14 protein-coding genes are annotated in these 13149 nt (G+C 37.6%); 8 read left to right on the top strand and 6 right to left on the bottom strand.

The window, feature by feature from the left end:
• Positions 1-17: 17 nt before the first annotated feature.
• The 5 genes from ACQWU4_RS11145 to rplU all read right to left on the bottom strand — a co-directional run bounded on the left by ACQWU4_RS11145 (position 18) and on the right by rplU (position 1712).
• Entirely contained in the window at positions 18-182 is a 165-nt protein-coding gene (locus ACQWU4_RS11145; protein WP_429935835.1) for a bacteriocin-like protein, read from the bottom strand.
• A 120-nt stretch (positions 183-302) separates the two neighbouring features.
• Positions 303-470, bottom strand: a complete 168-nt coding sequence (locus ACQWU4_RS11140; protein WP_429935834.1) for a bacteriocin-like protein — start codon at positions 468-470, stop codon at positions 303-305.
• Between the two features lie 33 nt (positions 471-503).
• Positions 504-671, bottom strand: a complete 168-nt coding sequence (locus ACQWU4_RS11135; RefSeq protein WP_429935833.1) for a bacteriocin-like protein — start codon at positions 669-671, stop codon at positions 504-506.
• Positions 672-866: 195 nt separating this feature from the next.
• A complete protein-coding gene (rpmA, locus tag ACQWU4_RS11130; protein ID WP_027383144.1) occupies positions 867-1124 on the bottom strand; it encodes a 50S ribosomal protein L27 in 258 nt (85 codons plus the stop codon).
• A 12-nt stretch (positions 1125-1136) separates the two neighbouring features.
• On the bottom strand, positions 1137-1712 hold the full coding sequence (gene rplU, locus ACQWU4_RS11125) for a 50S ribosomal protein L21 (RefSeq protein WP_073062670.1): 576 nt from the start codon (positions 1710-1712) through the stop codon (positions 1137-1139).
• Positions 1713-1906: 194 nt separating this feature from the next.
• On the opposite strand from rplU, the gene ACQWU4_RS11120 reads away from it, so the two are divergent.
• From ACQWU4_RS11120 to ACQWU4_RS11085, 8 genes are all read left to right on the top strand, one after another.
• On the top strand, positions 1907-2794 hold the full coding sequence (locus ACQWU4_RS11120) for a metalloprotease (protein ID WP_429935832.1): 888 nt from the start codon (positions 1907-1909) through the stop codon (positions 2792-2794).
• Positions 2795-2908: 114 nt separating this feature from the next.
• A complete protein-coding gene (locus ACQWU4_RS11115) occupies positions 2909-3997 on the top strand; it encodes an acyltransferase family protein (protein WP_429935831.1) in 1089 nt (362 codons plus the stop codon).
• A 75-nt stretch (positions 3998-4072) separates the two neighbouring features.
• Positions 4073-4651, top strand: coding sequence for a tRNA-(ms[2]io[6]A)-hydroxylase (locus ACQWU4_RS11110; protein ID WP_429935830.1), 579 nt, complete (start codon positions 4073-4075; stop codon positions 4649-4651).
• Positions 4652-4685: 34 nt separating this feature from the next.
• The gene (locus ACQWU4_RS11105; protein WP_429936047.1) at positions 4686-5303 is read left to right on the top strand and encodes a DUF502 domain-containing protein; all 618 of its coding nucleotides are present in this window, start codon (positions 4686-4688) and stop codon (positions 5301-5303) included.
• A gap of 92 nt (positions 5304-5395) precedes the next feature.
• On the top strand, positions 5396-6772 hold the full coding sequence (locus ACQWU4_RS11100) for a tryptophanase (RefSeq protein ID WP_429935829.1): 1377 nt from the start codon (positions 5396-5398) through the stop codon (positions 6770-6772).
• A gap of 241 nt (positions 6773-7013) precedes the next feature.
• A complete protein-coding gene (locus ACQWU4_RS11095; RefSeq protein WP_429935828.1) occupies positions 7014-8093 on the top strand; it encodes an FAD-dependent monooxygenase in 1080 nt (359 codons plus the stop codon).
• A 5-nt stretch (positions 8094-8098) separates the two neighbouring features.
• Complete coding sequence (locus tag ACQWU4_RS11090; RefSeq protein WP_429935827.1) at positions 8099-9256, top strand: pyridoxal phosphate-dependent aminotransferase; 1158 nt, start codon at positions 8099-8101, stop codon at positions 9254-9256.
• 160 nt (positions 9257-9416) lie between these two features.
• On the top strand, positions 9417-11849 hold the full coding sequence (locus ACQWU4_RS11085) for a TonB-dependent receptor plug domain-containing protein (RefSeq protein WP_429935826.1): 2433 nt from the start codon (positions 9417-9419) through the stop codon (positions 11847-11849).
• A 48-nt stretch (positions 11850-11897) separates the two neighbouring features.
• Here ACQWU4_RS11085 and ACQWU4_RS11080 read toward each other — a convergent pair whose 3' ends face one another.
• Positions 11898-13115 (bottom strand): PQQ-dependent sugar dehydrogenase, encoded by a 1218-nt coding sequence (locus ACQWU4_RS11080; RefSeq protein ID WP_429935825.1) that lies wholly within the window; start codon positions 13113-13115, stop codon positions 11898-11900.
• Between the last annotated feature and the right edge of the window lie 34 nt (positions 13116-13149).

The raw sequence follows: 13149 nt of genomic DNA, 5'->3' as shown, positions 1-13149 counted from the left end.
GCAATATATTTCTATTATCAGAAGCATTCACAACCTTCATCAACATAAAGCAGACAACGCATTTTCTGTAATGGAGTCATTCCACACCAGATATCGCATGACGTAATTGGTTGTGGGGGACACAGCCCTCCTCCGTTAATTTGCTTCAAGTGATTCTTTGTTAGTTTTTTCAGATTTTTCATATTATTTAGTTTTAATGTTTCACCACAATTGGAATTTTAACAAAATATTTTAACCATGAAAAATGTAAACAAAAAAACCTCAGCATTATAGCTGAGGCAATTTTCAATAACTTATTTATATTAACATCCGCATGGATCCGGATCCATAACCATGTTCGGACATCTTAATCTCTGTTGTGCAGTCCATGAACACCATTCCCCACAGGTCGTTGCCGGAGGAGGGCACGCCAAAGCACCACCTTCAATTGTTCTCAATTGTTTTTTAGATAATTTCTTTAGATTTTTCATAGTAATTTGTTTTAAAATGGAAATAAAGAAAAATTAGCAATCGCACGGCATAGGATCAAGTACAGCATTCAAACAATGGGTTTGTTGCCAAGCTGTCCATGCACACCATTCTGAGCACCAGTTGGCTAAAGGAGGGCACCCCAAAGCACCACCATTAATGTTTTTCAAATTCTTCTTCGTCAATTTCTTTAAATTTTTCATAGTATTTTGTTTAATTTGTTGCCTACTCTGTTTGCTTTTCGGCCACCGCAAATGATTTGTTATTTGATAGTTAACAAATATAGAAATATTTCACTATAAATAGAAAATTGACGAAAATAATTTTATCTTTTTAAAACAAGCACAAAAAAACCTCAGCTAATGCCGAGGTTTTAATTTTTATAAAACGCTAAATAATTATGCGTTTGGCTCTACAGATACGAAAGATCTGTTGTTTGCTTTCTTTCTGAAAACTACTTTACCGTCTACTAGTGCAAACAAAGTGTGGTCTTTACCAATTCCCACGTTTTCACCTGGGTGGTGTTGCGTACCTCTCTGTCTGATAATAATATTTCCGGCAATAGCATCTTGTCCTCCGAAAATCTTCACACCTAATCTTTTAGAGTGAGATTCTCTACCGTTCTTGGAACTACCGACTCCTTTCTTGTGTGCCATTTTATTACTGGATTATTTGTTAAGTGCTTTAAATTGATCGATGTTCTTGATGATAGCAGCATCTACTTCTTCATGTGTAAGAACAGTCTTTTCTAATTCAACTTTAACTGCTTTACCTAAAGTAATTAAAGTTTCTCTGTTTTCTTTAGACTGAGACAGGTTGTTTTTCTTTAAGTGATAATTCAGTTCGTGATCTTCACCAAAGTTAACCGTTGCGTTGTCTGAAAGAACTTCAGCTTTCACAGTTTCTTTTTTAGCAGCTTTCTTAGTACTTCCGTCAAAACCAGTGATACCAGTGATCTTGATTTGAGTTAAAGATTGTCTGTGACCATTTTTTACCTGATAACCTTTTCTTCTTTTCTTTTTGAAAACGATTACTTTATCAGCTTTTACGTGGTCTAGGATCTCTGCATCTACAGTGATTCCGCTTACAGCTGGGGCGCCTACAGTGATTGAACCGTTTACAGTAAGAAGAATTTTGTCAAAAGAAACTTTGTCTCCTTTTTCTCCTTTTAAACGGTTTACAAACAACTTCTGGTCTTGCTCAACTTTGTATTGAAGCCCTGCTATTTCTACAATTGCAAACATTGTTTATAAATTTTTAGTTATTTCGAGGTGCAAATATATGAATAAATTTCTAAACTGCTTACAATCAGTTTCATATTTTTTCATCAAAAACATGTTAAAAATTCATTTCACTATATTTTGAATAATTTTTAACATTAAAGTGCTCATAATTAAGAGATAATTTTATACCTTCGTTATCACCAAAAAAATTTTATATGAAAAGAAACTTTAAATTCTGCCTTTTGGCAGGAGCCATCGCCGCTTTTTCACTATCAGCGTGCCGTGATGACAAAATGGAAGAATCCGTTCTTCCTGAATCCCAATCTGCAAACGCAAAAATTGATCAGCCTGGAGAACTTGAAAAAACCTGTTCTTATGTAGATCAGTACTGGAGCTCCACTTCCGTACTTAAAACCGGGCTTCAGAACACAGCAGACACCAACTTTATGAATGCCCAAATGACCAAGATCGCCAGTCTTTGGGGGAGAAGCAATCCCACTCTACGCTTCGTAGACGATCCTTCCAATTTCAATTCTACTTACAATGCCATCTCTTATTCTACCGGAAAAATTTATTACGGCTACGCGATCTACGCTGATGCCAAGAATAAAGGCGGAGATATTGTAAACGCGATGATCCTTGCTCACGAATACGGGCACCAGCTACAGTACATTTTCGGACTACCTTCTGTAAGCGAATCCACAGCACGACCAAACGAACTGGAAGCAGACGGTTTTGCAGGATATTATTTAAGAAGACCAAACGGATACAACAAAACCAATTTCTCCGAAATTGCTGCAGCTTATGAATTTGCACAAAGCATCGGAGATTATCAGACTACGAGCGCCAATCACCATGGAACCCCTCCTCAAAGAAGATCTGCAGTGCGTTTAGGCTTCCTTCTTGGACAGTATGACCTTACTGCAGCCAATTTCGATTATAATTTCTTCTATTATTATCAAGGAGTATTAAACGGCACTTACAAAATGGGCAAAAATTCTGTAAATCCGGAAATAGATGCTTATATGAGCCAGTACATGGACGAACTTAGAAAAATTCAGACCGGAGAAATTTCCGAAGAAGAATTCAAGCAGCTTAAGTAAACATTCATTTTTAGCATATTTAACAAAGGAGACAGGCAGCGATGTTCTGTCTCTTTTTAGTTTATTTGAGAAATATCCTAAAGTTTATTTACTTTTGAACCATATCCTACTACAATGAACAGAGATCTCTACATTGATTTTGCCAAGGGAATGGCAACACTTTCCATTATATTCATCCATACCGCTTTTTGGTCGGGGCAGTTTTACATTCCCGTAGAGGTAAGAGTATTTTCTCTGGTATTTGATGTTGCCCTCTTTTATGCTCTAAGCGGGATTACCTCTGGATCAAATGTTGAAAAAACATTCTACAGACTGTTAAAACTTCAGATCACCTACATGATTTTTGTGACCTTCCTGTTCTTTCTGGATTATTTTTTCAAGGTTTTCGGTTTGACTTTCTTTTCTATGGAGTGGCTCCAGAGTTTTTATTCAACCTTTGGATCAAAATATGCAGCAACCAGTGTTTCGGATATCCCCCAATGGCAGAATCTTGCTAACTGGTATCTTCATCAGTACACCAATGCAGATACTTTCCCGGTTGTCATGGGAAGTTTCTGGTACCTGAAAGTATACTTCATTCTGGCCGTTTTCGGAGTCTTGATTTTAAGATTTTTTCCAAGACATATTAATTGGTTTATAGGAGTTTGCCTGGCTTTAACCTTACTATTCAATATATTTCCTGATTACTACCCTTCAGGACAAGTGGGTTATGTTGCTTTTTATCTCGCTATATTTCTAATAGCCAATAAAATGCGTGGTAAAAAAATCCCAACAAAAGTCATCCCAGTCTTATATATAATAGTTGCAGCAGCTTTAATCTGGATGTTCTGGTACTACGGAACCGAGATTTTTTACAAAATCAATAAAAATAAATTTCCTCCAAAGATTCCTTATATTATCTGGTCGCTGTTCTCATTAACCACATTATTTGTGCTTTATAACAGATTGAAGATTACAAAAGAAAATTTTGTTACCCACATTGGTAAAAATGCCATATTTTTCTATTTCGCCCAGGGAATAAGCTCATCTCTGGTCTATTTCATCGTTGTTTCTTTACAGGAAAATATGCCGTGGTGGATATTGATGATCCTGATTTATGTGATTAATATAATCCTTGCTTTTATTATTGCAGCCGGATTAAAAAAAGTGGATGATCTTGGATGGAAAATTTTAGAGTTTTTAAGAAACAAAACAGCTTCTTAATACTTTAAAGCTCAATTTGAAATAAAATAATCTTTCTTTTCGCAATTTATTTTAATTTTACAGAAAATTCAAAGCATGTTTAAGTTGAAACTTCCAACCGATCCACGGTGGGCGAATATTGCAGAGGAAAACATTGAAGAAATTTTAACGGATCATGCGTGGTGCGAGCAAAAGGCAGCAACCAATGCTATTGGGTTAATTACTATGCTTCCCGAATATCCTGAGATCGTTACAGAACTTCTCGCCATAGCGCAGGAAGAGCTGGATCATTTCAATCAGGTTCATGAGATCATCAAAAAAAGAGGTTATGCTTTTGGCAGGCCAAGAAAAGATGATTATGTGAATGAACTGGCTAAATTTATTATTCAGGGAAGCAGGGAAGATTTAATTGTGGATAAAATGCTTTTTGCAGCCATGATTGAAGCCAGAAGCTGCGAAAGATTTAAAGTTCTTACCGAAAATATTAAAGATGAAGAGCTTAAAGTATTTTATAAAGAACTGATGATCTCTGAAGCCAATCATTACACCACATTTATAGGATTTGCAAGACAGCTTGGAGATCCTGAAAAAGTAAACAAACGCTGGGATGCATGGCTGGAATATGAAGCCAATATCATTAAATCTTACGGAAATAAAGAAACAATCCACGGTTAAAAAATAAAAAAGTAAAAATTCCACGTTGAAAAAGTTGAAAAAACTGACTTTCGAGAATATTGCCAATTTTTTCCTGAAAAATTTCTTTCAGGGACTGGTCATTATTGGTCCAATCGGGCTTACTATCTTTGTGATCTGGTATATTGTCAGCGCTATTGATAATATCATTCCTTCCCTTGCAAAGGAGATTCCGGGATTGGTTTTTGTTTCAACGATACTTATTACTGCGGTTCTGGGCTACCTTGGAAACAAATTCGTAGTAGGAAAGTTCTTTTTTGACACTATGGACAGGGTTTTGGAAAAAACACCCGGAGTAAAGCATATCTATACCCCTACAAAAGACGTCATGTCATCATTTGTAGGAGATAAAAAGAAATTCAACGATCCGGTTTGGGTGAAGACCAATGAAAATCCTGAAATATGGAGAATCGGCTTTTTGACCCAGAAAGAAATGTCGGACGTCGACAAGCACAATTACGTTGCGGTATATCTGCCCCACTCCTATGCTATATCAGGATGGGTAATTGTTACTGAAGAAAAAAACATCAAACCTGTAGTGGGAATGACTGCTGCTTCTGCCATGAAGTTTGCGGTAAGCGGCGGTGTAGCCGGTTTCCATTCAGATGACAATATATTTAAAGCTCCGGAGTAATTCTTCTGCTCCTTTTAAATATACATTGATGAATTTGAAATTATTTTCAAACAAATTTTCTTTACAAACAATCTAATAAAATATTTTAACGCATGAAATTACCGTACGCGGAACCATTCCGTATCAAAATGGTGGAGGAAATCCGCCAGTCTACAAGAGAAGAAAGAGAACAGTGGCTTAAAGAAGCAAATTATAACCTTTTCAACCTGAAATCGTCACAGGTTTTCATTGACCTTCTTACTGACTCCGGAACCGGAGCTATGTCCGACAGACAATGGGGAGCCTTGATGACGGGAGACGAAAGCTATGCCGGCTCCCGCTCTTTTGAACAGCTTCAGAATACTGTTGAAAAAATCACGGGATTTAAATATTTACTGCCTACACACCAGGGAAGAGCTGCTGAAAATGTTCTTTTCTCAGTTCTTGTTAAAGAAGGCGACGTAGTTCCGGGAAACTCTCATTTTGATACTACAAAAGGGCACATCGAGTTCAGAAAAGCACACGCTATTGACTGTACTATCGACGAGGCTTTTGACATTAATGATCTTCATCCATTTAAAGGAAATATCAATTTAGAAAAATTAGAAGAAGTTTATAAAAGCCATCCTAAAGAAAATATCCCGTTCTGCCTGATTACAATTACATGTAATTCTTCAGGAGGACAGCCTGTTTCACTGGAAAACATGAAAGCGGTAAGAGAATTATCCAACCGTTACGGAATTCCTGTTTTCTTTGATTCGGCAAGATTTGCAGAAAATGCCTATTTCATTAAAAAAAGAGAACAGGGGCAGGAAAACAGGAGCATTAAAGAGATCTGTAAAGAGATCTTTTCATATGGAGACGGAATGACGATGAGCTCCAAAAAAGACGGCTTGGTAAATATCGGAGGATTTATTGCTTTAAACAGTGAAGAAGTTTTCAGAAAAGCATCCAATTTTACGATTATCTATGAAGGTTTCATTACCTACGGAGGAATGGCCGGAAGAGATATGGCCGCTTTAGCTGTTGGGCTGGACGAAGCTACAGAATTCGCTTATCTTGAAAGCAGAATTTCTCAGGTTGAATACCTCGGAAATAAGCTGATAGAATATGGGATTCCGGTCCAGAAACCAATTGGCGGACATGCTGTATTCATCGACTCTCTGAATTTCCTTCCGAAAGTTTCCAGAGCAGAATATCCGGCACAAACCTTAGGGCTGGAAATTTACAAAGAAGCAGGAATCAGAACAGTAGAAATCGGGACATTACTGGCAGACAGAGATCCGGAAACCAGAGAAAACCGCTATCCGAAACTGGAGCTTGTACGTCTCGCTATTCCTAGAAGAACGTATACAAACAACCATATGGATTATATTGCAGCAGCAATCAAAAACGTGTATGAAAGACGTGATGAAATCTCAAAAGGATATAAAATAACCTGGGAGCCAGATCTGTTAAGACACTTCACAGTACAGCTTGAAGAAGCATAAAATAAAACCGGGATTTATTTCCCGGTTTTTTGATCTATTAAGGTTAGGAAAAATTTAATTTCACTTTTTCAAAAGCAGTAAAATATTATGCTTTTCATTTTATTTTAAAACAATTTTAAATCATATTCAATTATTTTTTTCAATTAATGAATGTTTTTAATCTAAATTTGCACTTACTACTAAAACAATAGTTTACAGGACGTAAACTGAAACACTAACTGAAAAAATCCATTATTCCGAAATGAACAAAATTGCTGTCGTGGGCGCCGGCATCTCCGGCTTAAGCATAGCGAATTATTTAGAAAAACACCAATTGGATTACCACATTTACGAAAGGAGAAAAAAAGATGATCTCACCGGTCACGGTTTTCTGCTTCCGAAAGAAGGGATTGAGCATCTTTCACAGATTGTTGATCCTGATGTACTTTTCAAACAGGGCAATTTCTTAAAAAAATATATCCAGTATTCACATAAAGGAAAAATACTTGCCGAAAAGGATCTTCATGATGTTTTTGTGATTTCAAGGAGCTCCCTGATCAAAATTCTGACCCAGAGCATTCCGGCCGGAAAGATTTCATATGAGGAAACAATAATGCCGTGCAGCATTCAAAAAGGAAAATTAAAAAAACAGGACGGAGCATATATAGATTCTGATGTGGCAATTGTTTCAGATGGTTCTAAAAGCCGTATCAGGAGAGAAATATTCAAGGATGAGATCATGAAAATTGTACAGGAAAATGAGATTGTCAATATTATTAAATGTAAGGATATTGCAGCAAGCCTAGAAGACAATTTTATGAAATATCACCACGAAGACGGCGGACTTACTTTTGGTATTCTGAAGCTTTCTGAAGATACGGTTTTATGGTATTCCCAGTTTGATAATGAAAAATACAAGATCAGTGAGCAATGTTCGGTTGACAGCCTCAAAAAATATATGTTTGAAGTTTTTGACGATTGGGACCCAATGGTTTCTTCAATTGTTAAAGGTTCAAATTATGAAAATGTGCATCTTTGGAGGGTCTATGAACTGGAAAAACTCAACCCTTTTTACAAAGATAACATTGTCTTCATTGGTGATGCAGCTCATCCGCTTATTCCTTTCACAAGCCAGGGTGTGACGTCTGCATTAAAGGATTCCTTTACACTGACTAAGTATTTAATTTCAGAAAAAAACACCTCTGATGCTTTCAGAAAGTACGAGGCTGAAAGAAAACCGGAAATAGAAACCCATATCAGGAACGGAAGAATTCTGCTGGATCAGTTTCTAAAGCCCCTTAACCAGCAGACTGATTCTATTTTACCCATATCATATAAATAAAGAAAATGTTTACCAATAACGATATCAATTTTGACGCTTTAAAAAGAAAAGCCTATAATGGAAGATGGGCAACTATAGAGGAAGGAATTATCCCCCTCACAGCTGCTGATCCGGACTTCAGAACTGCTCCTGAAATTGAGCAGGGAATTATTGAATACATTAAGGACGGTTATCTGAGCTACGGCCCTTTCTCCGGTCTGCCTGAGTTTAAAAAAAGTGTTGCAGATCATTTCAATACAGAAAAACATGGCAGCTTTACTCCTGAAAATGTACTTGCTGTAAACAGTGCCGCCCAGGGAATGTTCCTGATCGCATCCTATGTTTTGAAACCGGAAGATGAGGCTATTATTTTAGATCCTGTAGATTTCCTGTTTAAAAAATCAGTGGAAGCAGCAGGTGGGACCGTAAGACTATGCCCTGTAGATCACATAACAGGAGATATCGATTTTGAAAAACTTATTGAGCTGATCAATCCAAAAACCAAACTGATCAGCATTTGCAACCCTCACAATCCTCTCGGAAAAATATATTCTAAAGAAGTCCTGAAAAAAATCTCCGAAATTGCTTCCGCACACGATCTTTGGGTGATGAGCGATGAAATATGGAGCGATATTATTTATGATAACAGAGGTTTTCACACCTATTCGTCAGTTTCAGAGGAAGCAAAGAAAAAGAGCTTTACCGTTTATGGATTTTCAAAATCATTTGGAATTGCCGGCCTGAGAATAGGCGCTGTTTTGTGCAACGACCAGGAAATTCTTGATGATTTTACAGAAAAATCCAATTTCAATTCTACAATAGAGGGTGTATCAACGCTTTCACAGATTGCAGGAAGTGTTGCTTTGGAAAGAGCAAAACCCTGGTACAAAGAGTTCCTGGGTCATCTGCAGCAAAACAGAGACCTTGCTTTTAACATCCTTAGCCGTTCGGAAATCCTAAGCCCCAGCTTACCCGAAGCTACTTTTGTCCTGTTTCCGAAGATCAAAAACAGCTTAACCAGCGATGAGTTTACCCAGCATGTACTGCAGTATGGAAAAGTAGCTGTTGTTCCGGGATCCGAAAGATGGTTTGGAAAGGGCGCTGAAGGTCACATCAGAATCTGCTTCTCTACTTCTCAGGAAATTTTAACGGAAGGATTGGACCGGATTATCCGCAGTTTTTAGATTAATATTTTTCGTTATTTTTATAAAAATAATTAATATTTTTCTTAATTTGGTAAAAATTCACCCTAATTTAAATAATTCTTACACAATAGCATATTTTCATATTGATTTGACAGTAAAATTCAATATTTTTGATACAATCACAACTTAAATATGAAATATGAGACTGAAGTACACGAGTGTTCTTTTTTTAGGGACCGTATCAATGCTGTATTCACAAAATACAAATGATACCATTTCAAAGGAGTCAAAAATAGATGAAGTTTCAATCACCGGAAGCCGGAATAAAAAAAGGACAGTAACCAATACCCCTGTTCCTGTTGATGTAATTGATATTAAACAGGTAAGCCAGTCTACAGGACAGATAGAAGTGAACCAGCTTCTTCAGTTCAGCGCACCGTCGTTTAATTCCAATAAACAGTCCGGATCAGATGGAGCAGATGCAACAGATCCCGCAACACTTCGCGGGCTTGGACCGGATCAGACCCTTCTTTTACTAAATGGAAAAAGGTATCATCAGTCCTCGCTGATCAATGTATTCGGAACAAAAGGAAGAGGAAATACCGGATCAGATATGAATACCATTCCAATCGGGGCTATAAAAAGAATTGAAGTTCTTCGTGACGGAGCATCTGCACAATATGGCTCTGATGCAATAGCCGGAGTAATTAATGTTATTCTTAATGACCGCAATCATGGTTTTGAGGGCAATGCATTTTACGGTATGAATCTTTTTAAAAGTCCGGGAAATAACGATGTGGTTTCAGATCATAAAGTAGACGGAACTACCTTTGATTTCAGTGGAAATTTAGGAACGAGAATAGGCAACAAAGGTGGTTTCGGTAACTTCACCGTTGAATTTGTCAATAAAGACCGCACTATAAGAAATGCTAATCCGGAAAAATATTCATCTCCGAGACAGAAGTTCGGGGATGCAAAATCTCAGAATGTTTATTTCTTCGGAAATATAGAACTGCCTTTGTCAGATGGCCTGAAATTCTATTCCCACCAAGGGTTCTCTTATCGTAATACCGATGCTTATGCATGGACAAGAACACCGGATGCCGACGGAAATATTCCTGAAATATATCCTAACGGTTTTAATCCTATAGAAGATACCAGCATTACAGATTTCACTTTTGACAATGGTCTGAAGTTTAAAGTTGCTAATTGGGATGTTGATTTTTATAATGCTTTCGGAAGCAATAGATTTACTTATCAGATAGATAATACGATTAATGCTACATTGGGAGTAAAATCACCTACAAGCTTTAATGCAGGAGGACATTCTCTTTTACAGAACACGACAGGGTTTAATGCTTCAAAGCAATTTAAAGTACTGGAAGGCCTGAACGTTGCATTCGGGTCTGAATTCAGATATGAACAGTTTGAGATCATTAAAGGAGAAGAAGCCTCTTATGCAATGTATGATATTAATGGAAACATTGTAACGGCAGATACTCCTACAAATTTATTGGTGACGAACCCTCTTACAGGTGACAACAGACCCGGGGGATCACAAGGTTTCCCCGGCTATTCACAGGAAGTCAACAAAAACAGAAATAATTTTGCCGCATATGTTGATACTGAATTAGATGTAACAAAGAACTGGATGGTTAGTGTGGCAGGAAGATTTGAAAATTACAGTGACTTCGGAAGTACATTGAATGGCAAATTTGCAACCCGCTATGCCATTACTCCTCAATTTGCTTTCAGGGGTTCGGTTTCTACAGGTTTCAGAGCACCTTCTTTAGCGCAGAAATATTACAGCCTGCAGTTTACAAACTTTCAGGGAGGGAATCTGGTTACGATCCAACTCGCTTCCAATGACAGTGATATTGCAGAAAAATCAGGAATTTCCCAGTTAAAGCAGGAAACCTCATTAAACGGAAGCGCAGGGTTTACTTTTAATACAGCAAAATTTACAGCAACAATAGACGGGTATTATATTAAAGTAAAAGACAGAATTGTATTAACCGGTAATTTCTCCCGTGACGATCTGCCACAGGAAGTTCAGGATGATTATCCTTTTATTGATCAGGCCCAGTTCTTCTCCAATGCAATAGATACAAGAACAAAAGGAGTTGATATTATTTTAAGCTACACTGATAACCTTGGCCCAGGAAAACTTACCGCCACGTTAGCAGGAAACTATAACGAAATGGAAATTACCAAAGTAAATGCTTCAGAAAAACTGAAAGGAAAAGAAGACATTTATCTTAGTGCAAGAGAAAGAGCATTTATCTTAGCTTCTGCTCCAAAAACAAAGGTTAATCTGAACCTAAACTACAAGATCAATAAGTTCAATGCCAATGTTCAGCTTGTAAGATTTGACAAAGTAAAACTGATCGGCTACAGCGGTGCAGACGATTATCAGCTTTATGGAGCAAAAGTGACTACCGATATTTCTTTTGGTTATGAATTTTCAAAAAACTTCAACCTGACCATTGGAAGCAAAAACCTGTTTAACCGTTATCCTACCCTTCAAACAGCACATGTAGACGGAAATACAGAATCCGGAGGAATCTTCGATCCTGTACAGATGGGCTTTGCAGGAAGACAGGCTTTTGCAAGACTAAACTTTAAATTTTAAATTATTATTTTTTTATGAAAGAGGCTGTATCAAACCGATTCAGTCTCTTTATTTTTTAGAGATTTTATAGAGTTTTCCACTGTCTGTCACAGCATACAGGTTACCATCCATCCCGTTCAGAACATCCCTGAATCGTTCTTTCTGATCAGCAAGCAGGCGCTCCTCTCCCACTACCTTATTATCTTTCATCACGATCCTGTTGATGTGCTCGCCGCTCAGGCATCCGATGATGAGATTCCCTTTCCATTCTTCTATATTTCCGGTATAAAAAGTTATTCCGCTTGGAGAAATTACAGGATCCCAGTAATAAACGGGCTGTTCCGTTCCTTCTTTTTGTGTAATTCCGTTTCCTACTTTAGCCCCGGAGTATTCAATTCCATAGGTAACATCTCCCCAGCCATAATTTTTCCCAGATTGTATAAGATTGATTTCATCACCACCTCTAGGTCCCATTTCAACATCCCAAAGAGTTCCGTTTGGATCTATTGCCATTCCCTGAGGGTTTCTTACACCATAGGCATAAATTTCCGGCCTGTATCCTTGCTTTCCGATGAATGGATTCCCGGGAGCAGGTTTACCGTCTTTGGTGATTTTTAATATTTTACCTAAATAATTATCTGTTTTCTGCGCATAAACCCTGGTCACCTTATCTGATCTTTCGCCGGTACTTACAAATAAATTTCCGTCTTTGTCAAAAGCCAATCTGCTTCCATAATGCTTGTCTCCATCATAAGAAGGTTCGGCACGGAAAATTACCTTTACTCCGGAAATATTTTTAAGATCAGCAGAAAGATTCCCTTTTGCCACAGAAGTAAGATTCCCTTCTCCGAACGGTTCGGAAAAGCTGAAATAGATTATACTATTCGTTTTAAAATCCGGATCAAGGGCCACATCAAGCATTCCTCCCTGTCCCTTTGAATCTACTTTTGGGAATCCCTCAATTTTAGAAACCTGTTTACCATCCGCGGAAACTACATTCATATGCCCGTTTTTATCGGTAATAAGAAATTTTCCATCCGGAAGGTTAATAATCCCCCAGGGCCGCCCAAGGTCTTTGTTAATGACTTCTACCTTATAAGCCGCTGCAGTTTTTACAGCTTTAATTCTGGTTTGCCCTTTAAAAGCAGGCTTATAGTCTGTATTGGGCTTTTCGGTTTCTACACTGCCGTCGCTTCCTGTCTTCTGGGCATTCGCATTGTTCTTATTACAAGAAGATAAAAGTAAAAAAATGCTGAGTGCCGGTACATTAAGTTGATTGAATTTCATAGTGTTGTGATTAGTGGTAACAAAAATAATGGAA

Origin of the sequence: Chryseobacterium sp. MIQD13 (assembly GCF_050496705.1) — a bacterium.
Taxonomy (GTDB): domain Bacteria; phylum Bacteroidota; class Bacteroidia; order Flavobacteriales; family Weeksellaceae; genus Chryseobacterium.
Note: the sequence above shows the minus strand (reverse complement) of the source record. Positions and strands in the feature narration are given on the sequence as shown.